Below are 24,332 nucleotides of genomic sequence, written 5' to 3' on the forward strand. Positions count from 1 at the left end.
GGACTGCAACGTTGCCGCAACCTATTGATGGTTGAATTCTTTCTCGCACAGAAACAGGTCTTGAGCTTCTATGGCGCCTAAACTAGTTTCCGTTTATAAAGCTTAACCATATCGGCTTTCGGGGGGATGCATTGCTGTGACGGAAACGTCGGAAATCGGCAAGAAAAGCGGCGTTGAGCCGGGCCAGCAGGCCCCTGGCAACACTGACCATGACCCGCATGCCGTGGATAAACTTCTGGAACTGACCGATCTTTCTGCGGGGCGCCCGGTGCCGCCGTCGATGATCGAGTATATTCTGCGGGTGTCGGATGTCCTTTCGATCCTGATTGCCGGGATCATTGTATTTGCCGCTGTCCTTGCCAATCCGACCGCTGACCTCGCATTGTTCTACACGAATATCGTCGTGCTGGGCGCCATCCTCGCGAGCATGACCATCTATTCGGTCGGTGGCTATGATGCCGACTGTTTCTTCAACCTGATCACATCGTTCCGGCGGGCGAGTTTTGGCTGGGCCTTGACCATCGCGGCACTTCTGGTTGTCGGATTTGCCTTCAAATCGACCGGTAATGTCTCGCGTATCTGGGCTTCTGCCTGGGCGATCGGTGCGCTCACCACCCTTGGCGTGACACGCGCCGTGATCTGGGGGCTGATGGTCAACATGCGCAGCCGCAAGCGGTTCGACAGCCGCGTCGCGATTGTCGGGGCCAGTGAACAAGGCCAGCGCCTTTACCGGTTTGTGCGCGACAGCAAGTGGCTGACCATGCGTGTTATAGCCTTCTGTGACGACCGGGTCAGCCGCGTGCCCGACGAACTGGACCAAATTCCAGTGCTCCCCGGCCTTGATTCCCTTGTGGAACTGATCCGCCGCAACGCCATCGATCAGGTTCTTGTTGCCCTGCCCTGGTCCGCGACCGAGCGACTTCGCGAAGTGATCGACCGGATCACGGAAACCCCGATCAAGGTACGCCTTGCGCCCGATATGGCGCTTTTCGATTTCAGCAACCGGACTTTCTCGTCGCTTGGTGGCCTGCCGGTGCTGGACCTGTATGACCGGCCAATTTCCGGCACCAGCTGGATCCAGAAATGGCTGGAGGACAAGATCCTTGCAAGCCTGATCATCCTCCTCGTGTCACCGGTGTTGATCGCCTGCGCCATTGCAATCAAACTGGATAGTCAGGGTCCGGTCTTCTTCCGGCAGAACCGCGAAGGCTTCAACAACCAGACCTTCCGCATCTGGAAATTCCGCACCATGCGGCCTGAAAGCTGCGAGGGCGACAATATCCGCCAGGCCACCAAGAATGACGACCGCATCACCAAGGTTGGCGCCTTCCTGCGCCGCACCAGCCTTGACGAACTGCCGCAGCTGTTCAATGTGATCACCGGTGACATGTCGCTTGTTGGCCCGCGTCCCCACGCCAAATCGACCCGCGCAGCCGGTGTCCGCTTTGACGACGCCGTGAAGCGGTATGCGGCCCGCCACCGGGTGAAGCCCGGCATTACCGGCTGGGCGCAGGTGCATGGCTGGCGCGGCGAAACCGATACGATCGAGAAGCTGGAAGCACGTCTCCGGCACGATCTCTATTATATCGATAACTGGTCGCTGGGGCTTGATCTCTATATCCTCATCCGGACCGGCCTTGTCGTGCTCGGGCAGAAAGAGGCCTATTGAATGAGGCCTGCCGACATGGCTTCCAGCCATTCCCATCAGCACACTGCCCAGTTGCAGCAAGCGCCGACGCGTTTGGCTGAACCAACGCTTGCCATTATCATCGTCAACTGGAACGGCTGGCGTGACGTTGTTGAATGCCTTGAAAGTATCTTCAACAACAAAGATCGCCGTTTCCGCGTTGTCGTTTGCGACAATGCCTCAAGTGACGGCTCCATCGGGCATTTCATTGATTGGGCAGCGGGCCTCGCGCCGGTGACCGCCGCCGGTGCCCTTGCGCATCTATCGACCCCCAATACGCCGAAGCCTTTACGCACGGCGCTCATCGGCCCGGACGCGCCCCTGCCCTCGGCAGACGATGCCGATCTCTTCATCATCGACACGGGTGCCAACCTTGGCTTTGCCGGCGGCAACAATGTGGGGCTGAAGATTGCTGCCAACTGGGCCGGTTGCCGTCATTTCTGGCTTCTCAACCCCGATACAGTGATTGAGCCTGATGCGATTTCAGTCCTTATTGACCGGATGGACGAGGCCGACAAGCCGGGCATGGTCGGCACGGACCTGCGCTTCTATCACACACCGGAAGTGATCCAGGCCTATAACGGCTCGCGCTACAACAAATGGACCGGCACCAGCCGGGGCCATTTCAATTTCCACACGGGCACACCGACCGTAGCCCGGGCGGAAATCGAAGAGGCAACCGACTTTGTATCCGGCGCCTCGCTCGCTATTTCCAAAGCCTGCTACAATGATATCGGGCCAATGAACGAAGCCTATTTCCTCTATTTTGAGGAAATCGAGTGGGCACTCAAGGCAAAGAAGCGGCATCATATTGGCTATGCGCAAGGTGCGCTTGCCTACCACAAGGAAGGGACCGCGGCAGGATCGAGCTCAAACAAGGGGGGGCGCAGCCTCGCATCTGAACGATTTCTCTTGCGTAGCAAGCTGATGTTCACCCGCGAACAATTCCCCTGGGCGCTTCCAGCCGTCTATGCCTTTACCTTGATGCAAATTCTCGTCAGGATTCGACGGGGGCATTTCGACAAGGCAGGCATGATGTTTAAACTATTGATGGGCCGGTGATGAATTTCCTGCGCGCACTTTATACACGCCTTCTCGTGCAATACCGGCTGTACCGGCTGAAGATGCCGGCAACGCGGCCCTATATGCGCTATTCGCAAGGATCGCGCTTCATCAACCGCGCCATTCTTTACCTCAGCTTCTTTGTCGTCGCTATAATCGGATCGTTCCTGTACGGCTACACCGCCATCTACGGCAACCCGCAGCCCATGATACAATCCATGGGCATTCCCGTCGTTGTCCTTGCCCTCATATGCATCTGGGCCCTGCCAGAGCGGGCCTCGTGGGGGGAAAAAGCCCTCTACCCGCTTCTGGTTGCCTATTTCTTCTTCGCCCTTGTCTGGGCCCAGTATGTTTCGATCATCAAGGTGCCAGGCAACCCATGGCTGAGCCCACAGCGCGTTCTTCTGTATGTGATCTCGGGAATCGCCCTAATCTCCTTCTCCGTTTCGCGCGAGATGAAGGGGCTAATCAAGGAACGATTCCAGGCCCACAAGCCGATTTTCATCTGCCTGATCGTGCTCATTGCGATCGAGATTATGAGCCTGGGCCTGACTTCCAACATGCGCCTCTCGGTCAGCTATATTATCCGCGAGACGATGCTGATCACCATCCCGTTCCTCCTTTGCGCCGCTCTCTTCCAAGACGCCGCCCGGGTGCGTCTGTTCATTGCTATCTCCATGGTCAGCATCGTGATCCTTGTTGCCTTCGCCTACCAAGAATCGCGCCTCAACCAGCCCGTCTGGGCAGTCTATATCCCGCACTGGTGGTTTGACACTTCGGACGAGACCATCCAGCGCCTCCTAAGCGGACGATCGCGGTACGACCGTTTCCGGGCGAAATCCTCGTCCCTGACGTCACTCGAATTCGCTGAATTGATGGCAATACTCTTTCCATTCTGCCTATATTATCTGATGGAGCGGCGCCGCATGCTTCTGCGGGGGATTGGCGCCGTCATGACAATCATATGCCTGATTGGTATATATTTTTCGGGCTCCCGACTGGGTTTTGTCGGAGCCATCGCCGCCTTCGCGACATATCTTTTCCTCTTTGGTCTCAGGTACTGGCGTACTCATAGAAAAAGCTTGATAGGCCCGGCGCTTATCGCGTTCTACCCTGCAGCCATGACAACCCTTATGGTGGGGATCGCGATCAGCCCTCGCCTGAGCGCCATGGTGATCGGGGGCAGTTCAACGGATGCAAGTACACAGGCACGCTTCGACCAATGGCAAATGGGCCTGCCGATGATCATGAAAAACCCCTTCATCGGTTATGGGTATGCAAACGGCGCCTACAAACTTGGGTTCGTCAACCCCGGGGGGGAACTGACTATCGACACATTTTACCTGTCAATATTGTTGGAAACTGGGGTGCCCGGTACTCTCGCTTTTTTCTTTTTCCATGCGATTGCAGCATGGGTATCTGCCAAAGCTTATCTAAACTCGACAGACACTGAAGGCAAAGACGGCACGCGCATTGGGGCAGCAATTGCTTGTGCTATGGTCGGCTTTCTGATTGTGAAACTTGTACTTTCCCAAAGAACCAATCACACGTTCTTGGCGATACTCGTAGGATTCGCCGTCGCATTGTATAGAAACAATAAAACCGCCTTGAAGCAACACAGCGATGCCTAATACAGTCCTTTCACCCCAACGCCAATATTATTTCGATGCCCTCAGGGGCTCGATGATGCTGTTTGGCGTTTTTGTTCATGCGAGCCTTGCGGATCAGCGCTCCGGGGAGCTTGAGTGGATCAGGTTTTTGTCAGGCACCTTCCGCATGGCCTGTTTCTTCATGATTTCCGGGTATTTCTCAGCGATGGTCTATGGCAAGCAGCCGGGGTTGCCATTTGTGCGGCAGCGACTGGTGCTGATGCTGGTGCCGGCATTCTTTGCCATCTTCGTGCTGAATCCGCCGGCGATTAACTGGATGTATGAATTCTGGGGAGCGGGAGATCCGGACGCGGAAATTCGCGTCAACTGGCATGTGCACGTCTGGTTCCTGCTTTCGCTCGCGCTTTACACGCTGATCGTGCCGCTTCTGGCCATGGGGTTGACCGAGAAGATCTTCGCATTCGCACAGCGCCTGTGCCGGCCATTGCCGGCCCTGCCTGTGACCATCGCGCTTTGTGCCGGTGCTATGGTGCTGGTTTACGCATGGTCGGTCAGCTGGGAGCGCCTGCCATACGGTGAAGCCTACCAATTCCTGATCCGCTCGACACTTTTTTACCTGCCCTTCTTCATCTTCGGTTTTCTGATGTTCTCGGATGACGGGCTGCGCGCGTTCGCACACCGTTTTGACTGGCCGACGCTGGCAATTGCGCTCCTTGGCATGGCTGCCTGCGCCTATTTCAAATATTGGGCTGTGCCGGTCACTCCCGCAGAAAAGATCGCCAAGTTCGGCGCCCAATATATAACGGGCTTCAGCCTGAGTTTCCTGATCCTTGGCGCTGGGCGGCGCTGGGTGCAGGGCGGCTGGTATGCCAGCTATTGCGCCAAAAGCTCCTACACCATCTATCTGGTGCATTATTTCCTGATCTCGCTCATTTTCCACACCTTCGGCGCCGATACGCTACCGGCTGAATTGCTTTTCCTTCTGGCTGCCTTCACAGCCGTCGCCACGGGATCGGTTATCCAGTACCACCTTGTCGAGCGCTCGAACATTGCCCGCTTTCTGTTGAATGGCCGGTACCGCTGAAAGGAGGCTGACGAGAATGCAAGCGCTGCCAAAACAATTTCTGATCTCCGCACAGGATCTGCCCGTGCCCGAAGGCTGGGCAAGCACTGCCTTTGGTCCCCTTATCGTCAAGAGCGCCCCCGAACTGCCGATCACGCACTTTACGGAGGCAGGAGGCAGGACGGTCGGGCTGTTGCTGGGCTGGGCCGTTTTTGCGGGTTCTGTGGTCGGGAACGGCTACTTCAGCCTGCCGCACAGCGTCATGCTCGATGGCTTCCTTGATGCAGCCTGCGGCCGCTTCATCTGCCTGTTCGAGCGGGACGGAGACACGTTCATCATCGGCGATGCCGGCGGCCTTCTGTCGCTCGTCTATTCGCCGGAACACAAGGTTGCCTGCTCAACCAGCACCGCGCTGCAACGGGCGTTCCCCCTTGAAGCGGAGCCGGAAATCACGGCGCAGTTCGATCTTCGCAGCCGCCACGGCTGGATACCCTTCGGGCTCACGGCTTGGAAATCCCTCTATCGGCTGTTACCCGATCATGCTGTTCGTATCTCCAGCTGGCAGGCTGAGAGGGTCCGGGACTATCCTGCCCCATCGGAAAACAGATCGGATGCTGGCGCCGCCATTGCGAAAATCGCCGAACTCGTCGCGGACAATGTCAATGGCTTCCTCGCCATGGGGGGCTCTGCCGCCCACATCACGGCTGGCAGGGACTCGCGCATGTCCTTGGCGTGCGCGCGACCATATGCGGGGCGGCTGACCCTTGAAACAATCCGCGCACCGGGCGATGGAGCGATGATTGATGTGCTCGTCGGCCAGCGCCTCGCCAAGATTGCCGGAATCAAGCATCGGGCGATTGACCTTGAAGACGCCTCAGAGGAAGAGAAGGCGGCCTGGCTAGAACGGACCGGCTATTCTGTGAATGATAGTGTCGTTGGGCTCGTGCGTACCGTTGAAAAGCATGATCAGGGCCATCCCGTACTCACCGGCACCGGCGGCGAGGTCGGAAGGGCCTTCTACTGGCAGGACGGTGACATGGCTGAACACACAATCGCTCCTGAAGCGCTCGTCACGCGCCTCGGTTTCACCGCGACGCCCGTGCTCGTGCAGGCTGCAACGCAGTGGCTGAACACAACCCCCCATCAAACCCTCACCCAATTGCTCGACATCGCTTATATCGAGCAACGTCTTGGCTGCTGGGCAGGACCTTCGGTGTATGGCCACCGGATTCCGGTCCCGACATTCAGCCCTTTCAACACGCGCGATATCTATCGGCTCATGCTATCGTTGCCTGCCGATTACCGTTATGCACAGCGCCTGTGTGATGACCTTGTCCGGCACGCCTGGCCGGCGCTGGCTGGTCTTCAGTATAATCGTGCGCCGGGCCTCCTGAAACTTCGGTTCCTGAAGTCAGAATTGAAGCGGCTGCTGCCCGCTTCGCTGAAAAGCAGACTGAAGCGAATCCTGTCGCCTCGCTGATAAATTTCAGGCCTCTTTTTGCTGGAAACAGGCGTTCAATTGTTAGTGTTCCGAATCACCTGCGGACAAACAATCTTCGATTCAGAGGAATGGAAATCATGAAAAATGGCTCATTTCCAATAAAAGTCAGGCCTTCTGTCCTTTCATTTTGCCATTCTCAACTTCCTGAAACTACTTACAGTTTTATAAAAGTTTACAGTCTGTTTACCGTGCCAGGCCGCGCTCTGTATGGGAGAAAGGACAAATTCTTCCGATTCGTTAGCTCAATCTTTATTATTCTGATGTTCAATCTGGCCAACGAAGCCGCTCATGGCAGTGATCGGCTTATGCAATCCACGCACATGGAGCAGGCAGACATGGCAACTACCACGATCAAAGTAACGAACGCTTCGGAACTGATGTCGGCGTTGAAGTCGGCAAAGGGGGGCGAAACGATTGTTCTCGCAGACGGTCATTATGGTGAGCTTTCGCTCAACCGTATGGATTTCGGCTCGAACGTCACTATCGTATCGCAAAATCCGGAAGGGGCGGTCTTCAGCAAGATGACCATCCTCAGCACCAACAACCTGACGATCGATGGTGTATTCCTTGACTACGTGCCCGATCAGTCGACCGTTTCCTTCTCGACCGCGCTGAAAATTGACCAAAGCAATCACATCAAATTTGTGAATTCGCTTCTTGAAGGCGGCCCGGCTGTGAACGGAGTCGATCCTTCGGCTGACAAGCTGGACAGCACCGGTAACGTTCTCGGTCTTCCTGCTGCACAGGCCGTGCGCATCACCGGCTCGACCGACGTTCTGTTTGAAAATAACGTAGTCACCGCGTTCCACAAGGGCATCCTCCTCGGCGATTCAAACGGTATCACGATCAACCAGAACGAGGTTTACAACCTGCGTACCACGCCGCTCAACGGTGGCGATCTGGACAATGTGGTGGTCACCAACAACTATTTCCATGACTCCAATCCGTGGAGCCTCGGTGGCGCCGGCGACCATGCCGACTTCATTCACTTCTGGACCGTGCCGACGAAACAGACAACAGCAAGCGAGAATTTCCTGATCTCGAACAACGTTTTGCAGCAAGGTGCCGGCCAGTCGCCCATTCCAATCTATTTCGATGACAACCTCAACGGCCTCGGCTTCAAAAATGTCGATATCGTCAACAACGTCATCCAGGTCGAAGACAACCAAGGTATCCGCCTTGAGTTCGTGAACGGCGGCAACGTGTCGAACAACACAATGATCCAGCGCAGCGGCGACTATGGCGAGAACCCGAGCCTCATTCTGAAAGACAACACCCAGAATCTGACGATCGACAACAATATCCTCGGCGCCATCAGTGGCCTCGACAAGGTCGTCACCTCCACGATCAAGGTTGGCGACAACCTGTTCCTGCAGGGCTGGGACCCGATGGGCGATGACTTCGTCGGCAACTATTTCATGAACGCACTCAACCACACCGCCGATCCGATGACCGATCTTCTCGCCATTCCGGGCGGTCTGATCGACACCAAGAACTATGGTTCTGCCCTCACCCAGCCGACCCTCGGCGCGGGCGAGAGCCTGACCGTGGTCAATGCCCAGAGCGGTGAAAACGTTCTCGAAAAGACCTTCAACGTCAAGGAACTGTCGGCGCTCGGCGAGGTTGACATCTCGAAAGCCAAGATCACCTGGGATTTCGGCGACGGCACCAAGGCGTCGGGCATGAATGTGACCCACACCTTCGCCGACGGCGGTCGCTACGATGTGACGGCTACCGTCAACACCGGCCTTGAAATCATCACCGTGCACAAGACCGTGCTGGTGCAGGACCTCGTCCTTCTCGATCTCAATCTCGGCGCGGGTGGTGGTGACTCGACCATCATGAAAGCAACGGCGGTTGAAGAAGGCAGCACCGATACGAACCTCGCCTGGGTTGGCAAGGCTGCCTACATTCAGTCGGCCGATCATGGCACGGTTGCGCACTTCACCGATGATGGTTCCTACATCAAGATTTCCGGCGGTGCCGACCTCAATGGCATGCAGGACCTGATGCTCGAATTCGACATCCAGTTTGAAAAGGAAAGCGGCGACCGCGCCCGTCCAGTCTGGGGATCGAGCACCTATGGTGTCGAGATCAGCGGCGAAGCATTGACCTTCTTCCTCTATATGCAGGATGGCAGCGTCGCCAAGCTAAAGGGCACCCTGCCCGATGTCCAGAATGGCGACTGGCATACGCTGAAGTTCGTTTATGACGGCGACGCCCACACCGTTTCGGCCATGATGGACGGCGAAGTCGTTGCCAGCATGGAAGGTGTGACGGGTGCAGTTCGCTCCAACAACACAACCAGCATCTATGTGGGGGGCGATCCGTGGGGCGCCGGCTTCACCGGCAATATGTCGAACCTGACGATCCTCAATGGCACTGAGCGCGTGGAAACCGGCACGGTTATCACCGATCCGGTCGAGGAAGTCCCGACACTGCCGGAGGCAATCCTGCCCGACTATATTCTGGACAGCATGCTGGCCAGCATCGACTCGCCGTTCAAGACTGGTGACACCGCTGACGACTATTTCAACTTCAACGGTTCGGGCTATGCGAAGCTCGGCAAGCCGGATGTCTTCTTCAACCCCGATGAGCTGACGGTCAGCTTCGACCTGCGTTCGCACGGCGAAAGCACCTCCACCGCCCGCGTGCTGTGGAACCATGCCCGCTACGGCGTCGAACTGACAGGAGATGACCTGAACTTTCGTCTCTATACCGATACCGGCGGATCATACAATGTTGTCGTGAAAGACACCGGCATCACTGATGGTAACTGGCACAATGCAAGCTTCACCTTCGATGCCGCAGCCGGCACCCTGAATGTCTATGTCGACGGCGATCTTGTTGGCAGCAAATCAGGTATCACCGGCAACATCGCAGCACCCGCTGGCTGGGATGTCACGGTCGGTGGCACACCTTGGGGCCGTAACTTTGACGGCGATATCGCCAACCTGAACGTATACAGCCTTGCGGACGACACGCTTGTCGCCAAAGCCGCAGACACCGTAACTGACGTGGCCGATGCCACCGACGTGATCGCCGATATCATCACCGATGTGATTGCATCGGACGGTGCTGAAGCTCCGGCTTCCAATGATGCGGTTGGTGACGATGTGATCTCGGCAATCGACGATGCGGCCGCTGGCCTCAATGTCATCCAGGCCGTGACCAACTACACCGGTGACGCGACCGACAGCGGCGATGCCCTGCACTTCAACGGCAACGGCTATGCGTCGATCGGTCGTCCGGCCGAACTGATGAGCATGGACGAACTGACCCTGACGCTCGACGTGAAGCCCGATGCCGACAATTCCGGCACCAGCCGCCTGTTCTGGGCGCATGGTCGCTACGGCGTTGAACTCTCGGGCGACGACATCACCTTCCGTCTCTTCACTGATGCCGGCGACAGTAAGTCGCTGACCATCAAGAATACGGAAATCCTTGATGGCGACTGGCACCAGGTAACCATGTCGTTTGACTCGGAAACCGGTACGCTCAAAGGCTTCTTCGACGGCGAACTGGCCGGCAGCCTAACCGGGATCAAAGGCCAGATCAGCAACCCGAGCGAATGGGACGTCACCATCGGCGGCACGCCATGGGGTCGTAACTTCAAGGGCGAGATCGACAACGTCCGCGTCTGGGGCGAAGCCTTGGAGCCTGCGGCCCATGACGGCGAATTCGTCCACGATACCGGCGATGGCCTCGCCTACAATCCGGAGGACTTCTGGTCCACCCATATGCAGGACGCAGATCTGATCATGAATCTGCGCTAGAGCTAGCCTAGCCAAAGTTTTATTGGTCGGCCCGGAACCGTCTTGGTTCCGGGTTTTTTTACGATGCGAACGACTGATTGAAAGCATTCACATTAGGGCCCTCCATCCGCGCCACAGGTTGCACCTGCACCAACCTTAAGTGATTGACAGTGGGAAATTCATGCACATTACTGTTTCAGTAAACTTTATTCTTTTTGTGCAAAGGTGATAAATGAAAACCAATCAAGGTCGGGGCACTATTACCAGCCTTGAGTCTCTCAGGGGAATTTGCGCCATATTGGTCCTGTTATTCCATATTCCATGGGAAAGCCAAATTGGTAACCTCGGCATCGTTCGGCATGCCTCATTGGCAGTTGACTTTTTCTTCGTATTGAGTGGCTTCGTGCTGTCGCTCAATTATGCGGACAAACTAAACACGCCTTCAGCCCTTGTAACATTCATGCGCCGTCGGTTCTGGCGGCTTTACCCGCTCCACCTCACAGTCCTTTTTCTATTTGCTCTCTATGAGATGGCAACGTTTGTTCTGCAGGAGACAATTCTAGGCGGATATGGCACCCCTGCCTTTAGCGACAGCATGACGATATATGGACTTTCTTTATCCCTCAGCATGTTAACGGTCTATGGCTTGGTCGACCACCTCCCATGGAATCAGCCATCATGGTCAATCGCCGCTGAAATGTTTGTCTATGTTGTTTTCTCTTGCTTTGCGACGCTAATGCCCGGCCGTTGCCGACTAGCTGCTTTCTCCATCGTCGCGATCCTCACCGCTTATTGGGTAATTTCAACGAATATTTCCCCATTCCTCTCCCACACCTACGACTTAGGGTGGGCAAGAGCACTTGGGGGCTTCTTCGCTGGCGTCATTGGCTGGCTGACGTTTGACAAGATACGTGACCATATTACCTTGCCCGCAACAGTCTGCACAGCAGTCGGCCTTGTCGGATTTGCGTTCATATGGTTGGTTGCACCAAATAGCCAACTTTCCTTTGCCGCATGGATTGTGTTTCCTGCAGTGATCGTTGCAATGTCACTGTCTGTCCCCGGGGGCATTTTCACCGCTTCACCATTGGTATATCTCGGCCGAGTATCATTCTCGCTTTATATGCTGCACGCACTGATCATTGCGGTCATAAAGAATGTGCTGCAGCTAACCGAGTTGCATTCAACGTTTCCAATGAGTGGCGACGTTTACGCACTGACAGTGGTTGCACTTACTACGTTCTCAGCCAACATTGCTTATCGAATGGTAGAGGAACCTTTCAGGAACGGTATTTCTTGGCTACGTGACCGCACAACGTAGATTTCTTGGCCCGTCCACTATAATATGTAGCTGCTATATAATTAAGCGTTCAGCGGAAAATGCCTTTGCTAGTGCGCCCATCGACAATTCACTTCAAAGGCGAACGGTCCCTCAGGATTTCCGTCGCTTTCTGAATAGCAAGGTCAGCCACGATGCGGTTGCCCTCTGGCGTCCAGTGGCGGTGGCCTTCTTCAAAATAAAGCTTCTTGTCAGGCGCCGCTGCTGCCTTGAAGGCTTCCACCGGGTTGACATAGGGATAGCGCGAGAAGGGCTCGTTGCCGAGATCATTACCGCTTGGCCGGTAATCCAGCCGGCTGAGGCGCACCGGCACGTCCAGCACCATGAAGGCAGCACCGGCAGCTTCCGCCTCGCTCGCGAGGGCATCCACCAACTGGCGGCTGAGCCTGATACCAGCATCCGAGATCTCGCCTGCCACGGTATCGGCACCCGCCGGTGGTGTGTCATTCGCGTCATCTGCGACCGCCGTGCCGCCACGCATGCTCGCGAGAATATTCTTGATCACTGCGGCAGCACGCTCGCGGATCGCACTATAGAAATGGCTGTTGCTGATGGCCCATTCGTATAGCGGAATTTTCATCAGCTTGTCGGTCAGTTCCACACCGGGCAGATAGGTGCGAGCGGCCGGCTGCAGCGCGCCATCCACCATCTTGAAAAGGCCGGAGCGCACATTATCGTCCACGTCCGTCGTGTGCCATTCCATCAGCACAAGGTCCGGCTTGTATTTCAGGCCGCGTTCCCTGAGTGCGATCAGCTCCTCCGCCGTGCCGAAGCCCGAAACGGCAAGGTTGATCACTTCCACCTTCAGCCCTTCGGCCTTCAGTCCCTCTTCCAGAAGCCATGCAAAGCTGTCTTGCAAGTCAACCTCATAGCCCATCATGAAGCTGTCACCGAGGATGACGATCCGGTAAGTGCCGGGCGCCTTCTCAACCGGGATCTCGCGGTCGGCCCGCATGCCTTCGCCGTTGATACGCACTTCCACATCCACCTCGGGCGTCCACTGCCGGTAAACGGCGTTCGGGATATTGGCGCGAATGCCGTCAGGCGCGCCCGTCACATAACGCGGCATCATCGGCTGGGGGTCAAACGCCCGCAGGAAGAATTCTCCGAACACAAGGGCATAAAGCCCGATCAGTGCCCATTTGACGGTGGTTTTGAAAAATTTCTTCACAGCCCCGCCCCCCTAGAAATCGAAATAGATGAAGGCCTGCGTCTGCACGGCCGGAAGGAAAAGCAGGCCATAAAGGATGGCAAGCGCGAGATTGAGCCGGATGAATTTCGGCACCCGCCAGAAAAACTCCAGATCGCGCATCCGGAACTGGATGATCTGCACCAGCACCAATGGCGCGATATAATGGAGCACCCTGACGATGCTCGGGTCGGTCCAGCCCTCGGTCCCGAACAGCCCGATGAAATAGGTGCCAAGGCTCGCCATGTCGTTGGCGCGGAAGATCAGCCAGCCAATGAGCGTGAAGCCGAACATGACGGCCATCAGGAGCCCGTTGATCGCCACCCGGCTCGCCATCGCGCGGTTCTTGAAGCCCTCGAGCCAGTCGTCGATGTTGAAGATGCGGTAGATGACAAGGAGCAGGCCGTGATACGTGCCCCACAGAACAAAGGTCCAGCTCGCCCCGTGCCACAGCCCGCCAAGGATCATCGTCAGCGAAAGGTTGCGGTAGGTGCCAATCGCCCCGCCCCGGTTACCGCCGAGCGAGATATAAAGATAGTCGCGAAGCCAGCTTGAAAGGCTGATATGCCAGCGCCGCCAAAACTCGCTGGGCGTGCGCGAGACATAAGGCAGGTTGAAGTTCAGCATCAGATCGAAGCCGAGCATGCGGGCAGAGCCGCGCGCCATATCGCTATAGCCTGAAAAATCGCAGTAAATCTGGAAGGTGAAGGCCAGAAGCCCGGCAAACAGCTGCCCCGCTGTCATCAGCGAGGGGTCCGCGAAAGCCTGATTGGCGATGGGCGCGATATTGTCCGCAATCACCACCTTCTTGAACATGCCCCAGGCAAAGAGCACGGCGCCCGTCTGGATATTCTCCCAGTTCAGGTGGCGCAGGCGGTCGAACTGCGGCAACAGGTGCGCGGCGCGCTCCACGGGGCCAGCCACAAGTTGCGGGAAGAAAGCGACGAAGGCGGCAAGTTCGATGAAACGATCGGTGGGCTTCAGGTTGCCGCGATACGCGTCGATCGTGTAGCTGAGCGTCTGGAAGGTATAGAAGGAAATACCGACCGGCAGCACGATCTCGAGCGTTACGTAGCTGAAACCGATGCCGAAGGTATCGCCGAGCGCCACGAGCGATTCCGCAAAGAAGTTCAGATACTTGAAGACGCCGAGAATGCTCAGGTTGATGACCACACTGGAGACGACATAGAATTTCCGGCGGGCGGCTTCATCCATGCGGCGCGACAGGAACTCGATACCGACAAGGATGGCGCCAAGGCCCATCACCGCCAGGAAATACTGGCCGGATGTCTCCCACTGCGCGCCAAGCGCCACAAACGAGCCCACAAACAGATAGCCAAGCGCGGTGCCAACCTGACGGTTGGTGATCTTGTTACCCGCGGCCCCAAGCCCTGCCAGATAGTCGGTCGCGGTCGACGCGATGATCAGGACCAGAAAGCGCTCATCCCAGGCGCCATAGAAGACATAGCTGCCAATCAGGATCAGAATATTCTGGAGGCGCAGATGCTTCCGGGTCAGATAGTAAAGGCCGAAGAAGACTGTGAAGAAGGCGAAGAAAAGCGGCGTTTGAAATAGCATAAGTCAGTCATCCATAACGCCGCGCAGCGCGGCCGCAATGCGTTCGTATCCTAGCGGAGAATAATGAAGGGCGTCCACGAAGTTTTCCCGCCCATATTCGCCCCCTGCCATCAGCACCATTTCAAGGGGCAGATAGATGACCCCTTCGCCATTCAATTCGGCAAGCCTCTCATTGAGAGCCTCGACATCGGGGCTGGAATCACCCCAGAGAAGCGCGCGGGCAATGTCTGGCTGAACCGGCGGGGTAACGGAAGGGATAATCACCTCGATGCCCGCCTCGCGGCAGGCAGCAATCATGGCAGCCAGATTGGCTTGTGCTGCAGCTACGATACCGGCGCGTTTGCCATCTTCCAGCATCGAGGCCGTATTCAGGTCGTTGATGCCTGCGAAAATGATGACGGCATCGGGCTTGCGCTCTATCACGTCTTTCTGCAGGCGCACCAGCATGTTAGGCGTCGTATCACCGCCGATGCCGGCAATTTCGACGCCGCGACCAAGAAGCGCGTCCGCCCCGCGAAAGTTGGCTGCGCGGCTGTCGCCAAAAATCACAATATCCGGGGATGGTGCGCCGCTTCGATCCGCCACGCTCGCCCAGCCAGGTTCAAGATGGCCAAGGCGATACTCGATGTAAAAGGCACGGGCAGCGAAAAAGGCGACAATTGCTGAAGCCAGCAAGACGACGGTCACTCTGGACCAGAATTTCTGCCGTTTCGTCAAGCCGCCCCTCCCCCGGTCTGGCTTGCGCAACTGTGCGCGTGTGGCGACCCCGGCAGGGCTCGAACCTGCAACCCCCTGCTTAGAAGGCAGGTGCTCTATCCAGTTGAGCTACGGGGCCCCTTGGGCCTCGTGACCGGCGCTAACGCCGGCCCGCTTCAGGCCGTATATTTGAAATTGTCGGCATAGGCCTGGATATTGCGCTTGCGCGAATGATCCGGCGCTACGGTGTACTCAAGCCCCATGCGCTTGGCATAGCTTTCAGCTTCTTCGAGCGTGTCGAATTTCAGCCGGACCTGACCTTTGGTATCACCCGAGCCCACCCAGCCCATCACGGGGTCGAGCGTCTTGCCCTTCTCGGGCTCAAACTCGAGAAACCATTGCCGCGTGTTGCGGGTGCCGGACTGCATGGCGGTCTTGGACGGACGATAGATGCGTGCACTCATGGCTTTTCGTTCCTGTATCAGGGGTAGGCGAATTGGAGCTACCCATTAACGCATTTTTCCGGCAAGCGAAACACCCAGTTTGCAGCCGGATGTTAGAAGACAAGCGAGGCCAGCGCGTGTTTCACCGGCAGGCACCGCACGCCGCTTTTAGCAACGGCATCCACCACGGCTCTGAATTCATCCGGGCGACAGCCGAAGGGGCTCGGTTTTTCAGCCACCTCGTGGGTGTAGAAGATCAGCCAGCCGCCGTTCGCCGCCACGTCGGCAATCTTGCCTTCAAGGGCCGCAAGGTCAAACCCGTTGCTGTAAATCTGGTTGGCGCGAAGGTTGCCAAGGTCGGCAAGCCCCCGGTTGATGCCCCCGGTCACGCCCCGTGCACTGCCGAAACGGTCGCTCGCCAGCCGTTTGGCGGCAACCGACATCTTGCCGAAGGGATAGGCAAAGCTGTAGGGCGCAAGGCCGGTCAGTTCGGTGATCGCGACCTTGTTCTTTTCAAGGTCAGTGGCAACCGCCGCCGCGCTGTTTGCCTGACAGTCCATATGGCTGAAGGTATGGCAGCCGATTTCGTGACCGGCATCGAAAGCGGTTTTCACCGTGTCCGCGCTCGCGATGCTATGGCCTTCAAGCTCGGCGTCTATCAGTCCGGCGCACAGATAGAAGGTCCCGGTCATGTCGGCCGCTTCCAGAATGCGCCCGCCCTGCTCGTAGGCATCCACATGGAAATCATCGAAGCAGAAGCTGATCGCACCCCGGCCCTTCGGCAGGGTCATGCGGCGGCTCGGTGCATAGCGGGCGACGCGGCGCTCGATCTTTTCAAGAAGCGACATGATCGATCACCTTCACATTGACGATATCCTGATGGTCGAAAGGCTTGCCGTCCGGCCGTTGCAGAATCTTGAAGTCCCCGTCCATGCCAACCTCATCGAAGCCGAGCTTCGAGAAAATCTCGGCGGGCTTGATGTTGCGGTCGCTCGGCTTGAAGCGGATTTTCATGTCCGCGCCCTGGCTTTCCAGAAAATGCTGGATCACGGCATGATCGACATATTTGCCCTGGATACGGCAGCTGAACATCAGGTCCTCGAGAAGCCCGGCTGGCCTGTCAAAGATCGCCAGGCCCACGATGCCGTAATTGCCGAAGCGGTCGGACGCGTGCACCAGCATGGCAAGCTTGTTGTCACTCGCCGCGATTTCGGCAAGCTGCGTTTTGGTGTAGCGGCAGCCCGAGAAGTTCATCTGGTTGGTGCGCTGTGCCAGCTCGTGGGCGCGCGGCAACCGGTCCTCCGACAGGGGCTCCATCTCAACCTGCAGGTTACAGCCACGCAGGAAGGCAAGGAAATCCGCCTCGCCGTTGGTGGCAAGGAAGCTGTTGCGGCTCATTTCGTCGCGGTACATCTGGCGGCGCCCGGCGCTTTCGTCGGTCACTTCCACATCGAACGAGGGATGATCCCGCCAGCTTTCAAAATCAAGCGCATCGAAGGTGCGCACCGCCGGATGGATCGTCGACACTTCCTCGCGCTCGAACGGCTGGTCATCAATGAAGGCGAAGGTATCAATCCCGATATTCAGGCTTTGCCGGATGATATCAATCGACTGGCTTTTGGGCCCCCAGTTGATTTGCGGATAGAGGAAATATTCCTCGATGCCGAGCTCACGGAGCTTCGCGAGGCCATCGGCCTCGTTATTCTTGCTGGCGACCGAATGCAGGATGCCCCTGGCGTCCATCGCCTTGATGAAATCGATCAGCTCGGTGCGCGCAACCAATTTGTCGGCGCCGTCCTCAATCAGCACCCCTTTCCAGAGCGTGTTATCGAGGTCCCAGATGATGCATTTCACTTTGTCTGCGGGGGTTTTCTTGGCTTCCTTCTTGGCGGCGGGCTTTGCAGCCGCCGACAGGAACTTCTGCGGATCACGCAGCTGCACGAAATCAGCGAACAGGAAGGCGATATCTATATTGCCACCCTCTTCCGCCGGATAAACCGCCACGAAATAATCACCGGAAAGATCGATGAGCGCCGAGATCGACGCGAGATCGATCACCACACTCGTCAGGCCCGGCTCAATCGTCACATTCTTCTGGAACACGCCGGTGCGGCCATCCTTGTTGCGAAACTCAAGGATGAGGCTCGCCGCTTTGCCGGAAAGGCTGACGGCCTGCAGCAGGAAGGCATGCGATGCCGTCACCGGTACGCTGGCGCTGCGACGCGCGAGCTTCGATTTCAGGCCATAGAATTTACGGGCCGCCCAGGTACGCGCCCCGTGCGGTACAGGAAAGTGCCAGATCAGGCTGCCGATCACGGACGAAAGGCCAAGCGCGAGCGATGTGATAAGCCCACCCCGCAGCGCATGACTGCCGATGGCTTCAAGCTTTGCCCATTTCCCGTAAGCAACCCGCGCCATCTTCGCGCCGTCCGGCCCCGAGGCAACCTCGAAACCGCGGCGGAACCGGGCACATTTGAAATCGCGGCGCGGCGCATAGAACTGGCAGGACGTGAAACAGGCCGGCATCGTGCATTCGCTGCAATGTTCCGACCATGAAAGAAGCGACCGCCCGACAATGTCACCCGGCTGTACAAGGCCGGTGAGTGCGTCTGCCCCGAGGCCTTCGGGCCAGGCGATGCGCTTCACATTGCCGGATTCACTTTCAATCAGCATTGCCATCAGTCGTTTCCGTCTTCCGTCTCGCGCCGGGAAAGGGGTCCCGGTCGCTCGCTAACAGGTAAGTAATATCGGAAGCAACCGCAATAGGCTAGCCGCCGACGGGAAAGTGATTGTTGAAACGCGTCTCATATCACCTGCCCTGTTGCAACGGCGGCGAATGTATCGTGAAATCATGAATGAATGATGGGAGGGAGAACCAGTCATGTCCGTTACATTCGACTTTACAGGCAAAACCGTTTTCGTGTTTGGCGGCACCAGCGGCATCAATCTTGGCATTGCCGAGGCTTTCGCTGCACGTGGCGCGCTGGTCGGCGTCGCCAGCCGGTCGGAAGACAAGGTGAATGCGGCCGTCGCACGGCTTGAAAGCCTTGGCGCCAAAGCCGCCGGCTATCCACTTGACGTCCGCAATGTGGAAGCAGTGCGCGACGCACTGAAGGCTTTCCATGCCGCCCATGGCCAGATCGACATCCTCATTTCGGGCGCGGCCGGCAACTTCCCCGCCCCTGCCCTTGGCATGTCGGCCAACGCCTTCAAATCGGTCGTCGACATCGATCTTCTCGGCACCTTCCATGTGATGCAAAGCGCCCAGCCTTATCTCAGGGTACCCGGCGCCTCCATCATCAATATCTCGGCCCCGCAGGCCTGGATTCCTATGATGCTGCAGGCCCATGTGTGCGCCGCCAAATCGGGGGTCGATATGCTGACCCGCACACTGGCCATGGAATGGGGCCCGATGGGCATCCGGGTGAACTCGATCTCGCCCGGCCCCATCGATGGCACCGAAGGCATGAAGCGGCTTGCACCGACGCCGGCAGCGGTGAAAGCCACCGTTGAAAGCGTGCCGCTGATGCGCATGGGCGCGGTCAGCGAGATTGCCGACGCGGCCATGTTCCTGTCGTCCCCTGCAGCGGCCTATGTCAGTGGCGTGGTTCTACCCGTGGATGGCGGCTGGAGCCTTGCCGGCGCAGGCACCCTGTCGATGGCAATGGTCAAGGGGCAGATTTAGGCTCGATCCGGTAGATATCGTAGAAACTGCCGTTCAACACGGGGTGGAAGTTGGCCGGAATTTCGGCCCCGCCCCGCGCACTGCCGCAGAGGATCGCATAGTCAAAGCCCGATGCTGCCAGCGCCTGCAGCTTTTCATTGGTGAGAGGCTGGTTGAAACCATGCCGGTAACGCGGGAACGACGGCATCGCGTCGTCCGCTGCCGCCATCGCGCCAATCGCCCGCAGCGGCTGCTGGCCCGGGATGGTGAATAGCTGCGCGCCCACATGATGGACCAGCATCAACAGCGAATCGAGCGGCTGGCAGCGCGGTAACGAGTCGCGCCGGCCATTTACCGGCGCAATCGTGATCGGCTTGACAAGCGCCTCGGGCTCGATCAGCGCCGATGCTTCAGCAAGATACGCGCTGTAAGCGCTCTCGCTTTTCTGCAGATATGCCCCGAGCATTGCGCTTTGCACGACGGCGCCAAGCGACAAGGCAGCGACGAGCGTGCGGGTGCGAACCTCAGCCGTCAACCCTGCGGCCAGCGCGATCAGCAGCAAGAGCGGCACGCGAATTTCCAGATAGCTCGCCCCGAAAAAGTTCGGGGGAATGGTGACAAGCAGCAAGAGAGCCGCGGCGACCGGCATCAGCGGCGGCCAGATACCTGCGACCCGGCGGTGCCGTGCGAAGGCATAGATCAGGACAGCAAACAGCAGGCTGTTCAGAGCGATATCCGCCAAAAAGAATCCTGATTCGACCGTGGTCAATGTCACCACAAGGCGTTCCTTGATCTCCCACACGGTGCGCGCCATCAGGCTGCCCGCATCCGGATAGGTGGCAAGCACACGGTCAACGCCAACGGCATAGCCGCCGCTCGCTTCGGCCGTGCGGGTCATGAAGAAGGCGGCAACCGGCACCAGGGCATGCCCGGCAAGCCAGAGCGCGTCGGTGAAGAGCGTGCGGATATCCCGTGGCTCCCGACGCCACCATCCGGCAAAGATCAGCACACCGGCCATCAGCCCGTAAAAGACGAAGGCAAGCCCATGGCACAGGAAAACCATGAAGGCGAGCGGTAGCTGGATCAGATAGTGCCGCCGTACCAGCCGCCAGTTATCGTCCAGCGTCAAGCGCAGCAGGAACAGCGACAGCGCGAAACCAAGGAGGAAATTGATGAAGCCCCAGCCGAGCACATAATTGTGGGAGAAAAGTGCCGCGACGGGCGCGGCCAGCCGCATATCGGCGCGCATCAGTTGCATCGCCGCAAGCCCGCCCCAATACATCAGCGAGACAAGCGCCAGAATGCAAACCTTCGCCGCAATCAGCGGCGGCAGCCAGTTGAAGACGGGCCACGCGGCCAGATCGAACCCCAGATTGGGCATCAGGGCCCAGGCGGGAGCATACCATTCCCTGAACTGCGGCACTTCATCAAAGTGCGTCAGCACAAAGAGGCGGGCGGCATGATTGTAAAGGTCGACAAAGGGGTAAAGCTGCACCAGCAAGAATGGCGCAAGCGCGACGGCAAAGAACAGGATGGCCCACCACCTGGACGTCACGAATTCCCCCTGATGCATCCGATGCGATCAGCCCCCTGATCGATCTAACGGTTTATGCTTTCCATTGACGATACTGCCCGCTTCTGCATTGCGCAACCTGCGGCATCACAACGGGGCGGAAGGCGTACCATACATTGGCGACCTATATACAATTTTTACGATGCGCTAACACTTGATTCACGAATTGTCCGCTAAATATACAACCATTCACTGTAATTTCTGCGGGTAACGGCGGATGTTGTGCCGGAAGGAGAGAGTTGAATGGATGTCATGGTATGGGAACTGGTGGGCCTCGGCCTGATCCTTGTCGCCATCCTCGGCCTGAATGGCAAGGCGCTGACCCGCCGCAAAGGCAGCCGGCCAAAGCTTGTCTACAGCCGGGAACGCCAGGCTGAACGCCGCGACCCGACCATCGATCAGCTGCAGAAGGTGATGCAGGCAAGTTTCACCAAACGGCGCATCATGAATGGCAGCGAATATGGGCTCTTCCGCCTTGTGGAAAAGGAGCTTCCACAGATCAACGGCGGCTACCGCGTGTTCGCACAGACCTGCCTTGGCGAAATCATCGGCTCGAAAGACAGCGAAGCCCACGCCTGCATCAACAGCAAACGGGTGGATATCCTGATCATTGGCAACACCGGCGAGCCATTGGCCGCCATCGAATATCAAGGCAGCGGCCATTATCAGGGCAATGCCGCCGTACGCGACGCGGTGAAGAAGGAGGCCCTCCGCCGCGCCGGTGTGCGCTATGTGGAAATTTTCGAAAGCTATACCGACGAAACGGTGCGCCAGCTGCTGCGCGATGCCCTGCGTCCTGCGCCGCAGACCGCTGCAACCTCACCCGCTGCCTGAGCCCTACCCCAGTTTCCGCTGCGGTTTACCCTTGCGCGTCCTTGTGCCCGGCTTGCCGCCCATGGCGCGGCCTTGCGGACGCAGGGACTTATCGGCGATGCCAAGCTCGCCGGCCTCCAGCCGCTTGATCTCGTCCCGGATGCGGGCCGCTTCCTCGAATGCCAGATCCTCGGCGGCCTTGCGCATCTTTTCCATCAGGTCCGCGAGGTGCGCCTTGAGGTTCGACCCCACCAGATGCTTGGCGTCCTCGCCGATATCGACGGTCACATAGTCCGATTCTGCCACATGCTCCAGAATGTCGCCGACATTCTTCTTCACTGTTTGCGGAGTGATGCCATGCTCTTCGTTGAAGGCCTGCTGCTTGGCGCGGCGACGGTTGGTCTCGCCAATCGCGCGCTCCATCGAGCCCGTGATCTTGTCGGCATACAGGATCACCCGCCCTTCGGCGTTCCGCGCGGCACGGCCGATTGTCTGCACAAGCGAGCGTTCGGACCGGAGGAAACCTTCCTTGTCGGCGTCCAGAATGGCGACGAGGCCGCATTCAGGGATATCAAGACCCTCGCGCAGGAGGTTGATGCCCACCAGCACATCGAACACGCCAAGGCGCAGGTCGCGGATGATCTCGATCCGCTCCAGCGTTTCGATGTCCGAGTGCATGTAGCGCACCTTGACGCCGTTTTCGTGCAGATATTCGGTAAGGTCTTCCGCCATGCGCTTGGTGAGCGTGGTGACCAGTACCCGCAGGCCCTTTTCCGCCATGCGGCGGGCTTCATGCATCAGGTCATCCACCTGCGTATCCACCGGGCGAATATCGATTTCCGGGTCGGTGAGGCCGGTCGGGCGGATCACCTGTTCTGCAAACACGCCGCCAGTACGTTCCATCTCCCAGTCGCCGGGAGTTGCAGAAACGAACACGCTTTCCGGGCGCATCGCGTCCCATTCCTCGAACTTCAGGGGGCGGTTATCCGCACAGCTCGGCAGACGGAAGCCATACTCCGAGAGGATCGATTTGCGCGCGGCATCGCCCCGGCTCATGCCGCCGATCTGGCTAACACTCACATGGCTTTCATCCACGAAAAGGATGGCGTTTTCGGGCAGATATTCAAACAGCGTCGGCGGTGGCTCACCGGGATTGCGGCCTGTAAGATAACGTGAATAGTTTTCGATCCCCGCGCAGGAGCCGGTGGCTTCCATCATTTCGAGATCGAAACGAGTGCGCTGTTCCAGCCGCTGGGCTTCGAGGATGCGCCCCATCTTCTCATATTCGGCCAGCCGCTGGGTCAGCTCATGCCGGATGCCCTTCACGGCCTGATCAAGCGTCGGGCGCGGCGTCACATAGTGGCTGTTGGCATATACCTTCACCTGCTCCAGGCTTTTGATCTTCTCGCCGGTCAGCGGATCGAACTCGACAATTTCCTCGATCTCGTCGCCGAACATCATCAGTCGCCATGCGCGATCTTCATAGTGGCTCGGGAAAATGTCGATCACGTCGCCGCGGATGCGGAAGGTGCCGCGATGGAAGGCGGCGTCGTTGCGCTGGTAATGCAGTGCCACCAGCCGCCGGGCCAGTTCGCGCGTGTCGATCTCGTCGCCTGCCTTCAGGGTGAAGGTCATGGCCGTATAGGTTTCCACCGACCCGATACCATAGATGCAGGACACCGAGGCCACGATGATCACGTCGTCGCGTTCCAGCACGGCGCGGGTGGCCGAGTGGCGCATGCGGTCAATCTGTTCGTTGATCGAGGCTTCCTTCTCCACGAAGGTGTCGGTGCGCGGCACATAGGCCTCCGGCTGGTAATAGTCGTAATAGGATACGAAATACTCGACCGCGTTTTCCGGGAAAAAGCTTTTGAATTCGCCATAAAGCTGGGCCGCCAGCGTCTTGTTCGGCGCCAGGATCAGCGCCGGGCGCTGGGTTTCCTCGATGATCTTGGCCATCGTGAAGGTCTTGCCCGAGCCGGTGACACCGAGGAGCACCTGATCGCGCTCGTGCCCCTTCAGGCCGCCCACCAGCTCGGCAATCGCTGTTGGCTGGTCGCCTGCCGGCGTGAAATCGCTCACCAGCTTGAAGGCAATGCCGCCTTCGGATTTCTCAGGCCTGTCGGGCCGGTGCGGCACGAAAGGGATAGTGGCGTCGTTCGGGATCATTCTTATGCCTCGCTGTGTTTGGCCCGAAGGTGCCCCTTTCGGGCCGCCGCATCAAGCCCTGCCCGCGAACAGAATTCCGTGATTACCCGCCCCATCGATGTGTTCATATTTTAATCAATGATTATAATATGTGCATGTTTTCTATCGCATCGCAACATAGCTGGATCAGCGAAAACTCAATATATTGTTA

17 protein-coding genes and 1 tRNA gene are annotated in these 24,332 nt (G+C 57.9%); 9 read left to right on the forward strand and 9 right to left on the reverse strand.

Going from position 1 to position 24,332, the window contains the following annotated elements; genetic code table 11:
• The first annotated feature begins 136 nt into the window (after window positions 1-136).
• The 7 genes from PH603_RS11605 (at window position 137) to PH603_RS11635 (ending at window position 11,999) form a co-directional block, all read left to right on the forward strand.
• On the forward strand, window positions 137-1,669 hold the full coding sequence (locus tag PH603_RS11605; RefSeq protein WP_289502694.1) for an undecaprenyl-phosphate glucose phosphotransferase: 1,533 nt from the start codon (window positions 137-139) through the stop codon (window positions 1,667-1,669).
• A gap of 15 nt (window positions 1,670-1,684) precedes the next feature.
• Window positions 1,685-2,749 carry a glycosyltransferase family 2 protein gene (locus tag PH603_RS11610; RefSeq protein ID WP_289502695.1) on the forward strand — a complete coding sequence of 355 codons (1,065 nt, stop codon included), beginning with the start codon at window positions 1,685-1,687 and terminating at the stop codon, window positions 2,747-2,749.
• Complete coding sequence (locus tag PH603_RS11615; RefSeq protein ID WP_289502696.1) at window positions 2,749-4,380, forward strand: O-antigen ligase family protein; 1,632 nt, start codon at window positions 2,749-2,751, stop codon at window positions 4,378-4,380. The genes PH603_RS11610 and PH603_RS11615 overlap by 1 nt, the downstream gene beginning before the upstream one ends.
• Window positions 4,373-5,443: an acyltransferase family protein gene (locus PH603_RS11620; RefSeq protein ID WP_289502697.1), complete on the forward strand. Its 1,071-nt coding sequence runs from the start codon at window positions 4,373-4,375 to the stop codon at window positions 5,441-5,443. Before PH603_RS11615 ends, PH603_RS11620 begins: the two co-directional genes overlap by 8 nt.
• Window positions 5,444-5,459: 16 nt before the next feature.
• Complete coding sequence (locus PH603_RS11625; protein WP_289502698.1) at window positions 5,460-6,902, forward strand: hypothetical protein; 1,443 nt, start codon at window positions 5,460-5,462, stop codon at window positions 6,900-6,902.
• A gap of 356 nt (window positions 6,903-7,258) precedes the next feature.
• Window positions 7,259-10,699, forward strand: coding sequence for a LamG-like jellyroll fold domain-containing protein (locus tag PH603_RS11630; RefSeq protein WP_289502699.1), 3,441 nt, complete (start codon window positions 7,259-7,261; stop codon window positions 10,697-10,699).
• A 211-nt stretch (window positions 10,700-10,910) separates the two neighbouring features.
• The gene (locus PH603_RS11635) at window positions 10,911-11,999 is read left to right on the forward strand and encodes an acyltransferase family protein (RefSeq protein WP_289502700.1); all 1,089 of its coding nucleotides are present in this window, start codon (window positions 10,911-10,913) and stop codon (window positions 11,997-11,999) included.
• Between the two features lie 88 nt (window positions 12,000-12,087).
• On the opposite strand, the gene PH603_RS11640 is transcribed toward PH603_RS11635, so the two are convergent.
• The 7 genes from PH603_RS11640 to PH603_RS11670 form a co-directional block, all read right to left on the reverse strand.
• Window positions 12,088-13,188 carry an SGNH/GDSL hydrolase family protein gene (locus tag PH603_RS11640; protein ID WP_289502701.1) on the reverse strand — a complete coding sequence of 367 codons (1,101 nt, stop codon included), beginning with the start codon at window positions 13,186-13,188 and terminating at the stop codon, window positions 12,088-12,090.
• 12 nt (window positions 13,189-13,200) lie between these two features.
• Window positions 13,201-14,784, reverse strand: coding sequence for an MBOAT family O-acyltransferase (locus PH603_RS11645; RefSeq protein WP_289502702.1), 1,584 nt, complete (start codon window positions 14,782-14,784; stop codon window positions 13,201-13,203).
• A gap of 3 nt (window positions 14,785-14,787) precedes the next feature.
• Entirely contained in the window at window positions 14,788-15,501 is a 714-nt protein-coding gene (locus tag PH603_RS11650; RefSeq protein ID WP_289502703.1) for an SGNH/GDSL hydrolase family protein, read from the reverse strand.
• A gap of 41 nt (window positions 15,502-15,542) precedes the next feature.
• Window positions 15,543-15,619, reverse strand: a tRNA-Arg gene (locus PH603_RS11655).
• Between the two features lie 37 nt (window positions 15,620-15,656).
• Complete coding sequence (locus PH603_RS11660; RefSeq protein ID WP_289502704.1) at window positions 15,657-15,944, reverse strand: ETC complex I subunit; 288 nt, start codon at window positions 15,942-15,944, stop codon at window positions 15,657-15,659.
• Window positions 15,945-16,036: 92 nt separating this feature from the next.
• Window positions 16,037-16,771: a polysaccharide deacetylase family protein gene (locus PH603_RS11665; RefSeq protein WP_289502705.1), complete on the reverse strand. Its 735-nt coding sequence runs from the start codon at window positions 16,769-16,771 to the stop codon at window positions 16,037-16,039.
• Window positions 16,758-18,602: an HAD-IIIC family phosphatase gene (locus PH603_RS11670; RefSeq protein ID WP_289502706.1), complete on the reverse strand. Its 1,845-nt coding sequence runs from the start codon at window positions 18,600-18,602 to the stop codon at window positions 16,758-16,760. The genes PH603_RS11665 and PH603_RS11670 overlap by 14 nt, the downstream gene beginning before the upstream one ends.
• Before the next feature lie 202 nt (window positions 18,603-18,804).
• Here PH603_RS11670 and PH603_RS11675 point away from each other — a divergent pair, with 202 nt between their 5' ends.
• The gene (locus PH603_RS11675; RefSeq protein WP_289502707.1) at window positions 18,805-19,608 is read left to right on the forward strand and encodes an SDR family oxidoreductase; all 804 of its coding nucleotides are present in this window, start codon (window positions 18,805-18,807) and stop codon (window positions 19,606-19,608) included.
• Here PH603_RS11675 and PH603_RS11680 read toward each other — a convergent pair.
• Complete coding sequence (locus PH603_RS11680) at window positions 19,592-21,142, reverse strand: hypothetical protein (RefSeq protein WP_289502708.1); 1,551 nt, start codon at window positions 21,140-21,142, stop codon at window positions 19,592-19,594. The two genes, PH603_RS11675 and PH603_RS11680, sit on opposite strands and share 17 nt — an antisense overlap.
• 261 nt (window positions 21,143-21,403) lie before the next feature.
• Here PH603_RS11680 and PH603_RS11685 point away from each other — a divergent pair, with 261 nt between their 5' ends.
• Window positions 21,404-21,994 (forward strand): DUF2726 domain-containing protein, encoded by a 591-nt coding sequence (locus PH603_RS11685; protein ID WP_289502709.1) that lies wholly within the window; start codon window positions 21,404-21,406, stop codon window positions 21,992-21,994.
• A 3-nt stretch (window positions 21,995-21,997) separates the two neighbouring features.
• Here PH603_RS11685 and uvrB read toward each other — a convergent pair whose 3' ends face one another.
• Window positions 21,998-24,142 carry an excinuclease ABC subunit UvrB gene (gene uvrB, locus PH603_RS11690; protein WP_289502710.1) on the reverse strand — a complete coding sequence of 715 codons (2,145 nt, stop codon included), beginning with the start codon at window positions 24,140-24,142 and terminating at the stop codon, window positions 21,998-22,000.
• Between the last annotated feature and the right edge of the window lie 190 nt (window positions 24,143-24,332).

Source organism: Gimibacter soli (genome assembly GCF_028463845.1).
GTDB lineage: Bacteria > Pseudomonadota > Alphaproteobacteria > Sphingomonadales > Kordiimonadaceae > Gimibacter > Gimibacter soli.

Bases quoted from the DNA above. Each gene is read 5' to 3' on its own strand.
- PH603_RS11645 (WP_289502702.1), bottom strand. From the start codon at position 14,784: ATGCTATTTCAAACGCCGCTTTTCTTCGCCTTCTTCACAGTCTTCTTC.
- PH603_RS11660 (WP_289502704.1), bottom strand. From the start codon at position 15,944: ATGAGTGCACGCATCTATCGTCCGTCCAAGACCGCCATGCAGTCCGGC.
- PH603_RS11610 (WP_289502695.1), top strand. From the start codon at position 1,685: ATGGCTTCCAGCCATTCCCATCAGCACACTGCCCAGTTGCAGCAAGCG.
- uvrB (WP_289502710.1), bottom strand. From the start codon at position 24,142: ATGATCCCGAACGACGCCACTATCCCTTTCGTGCCGCACCGGCCCGAC.
- PH603_RS11685 (WP_289502709.1), top strand. From the start codon at position 21,404: ATGGATGTCATGGTATGGGAACTGGTGGGCCTCGGCCTGATCCTTGTC.
- PH603_RS11615 (WP_289502696.1), top strand. From the start codon at position 2,749: ATGAATTTCCTGCGCGCACTTTATACACGCCTTCTCGTGCAATACCGG.
- PH603_RS11630 (WP_289502699.1), top strand. From the start codon at position 7,259: ATGGCAACTACCACGATCAAAGTAACGAACGCTTCGGAACTGATGTCG.
- PH603_RS11635 (WP_289502700.1), top strand. From the start codon at position 10,911: ATGAAAACCAATCAAGGTCGGGGCACTATTACCAGCCTTGAGTCTCTC.
- PH603_RS11625 (WP_289502698.1), top strand. From the start codon at position 5,460: ATGCAAGCGCTGCCAAAACAATTTCTGATCTCCGCACAGGATCTGCCC.
- PH603_RS11620 (WP_289502697.1), top strand. From the start codon at position 4,373: ATGCCTAATACAGTCCTTTCACCCCAACGCCAATATTATTTCGATGCC.
- PH603_RS11675 (WP_289502707.1), top strand. From the start codon at position 18,805: ATGTCCGTTACATTCGACTTTACAGGCAAAACCGTTTTCGTGTTTGGC.
- PH603_RS11670 (WP_289502706.1), bottom strand. From the start codon at position 18,602: ATGGCAATGCTGATTGAAAGTGAATCCGGCAATGTGAAGCGCATCGCC.
- PH603_RS11665 (WP_289502705.1), bottom strand. From the start codon at position 16,771: ATGTCGCTTCTTGAAAAGATCGAGCGCCGCGTCGCCCGCTATGCACCG.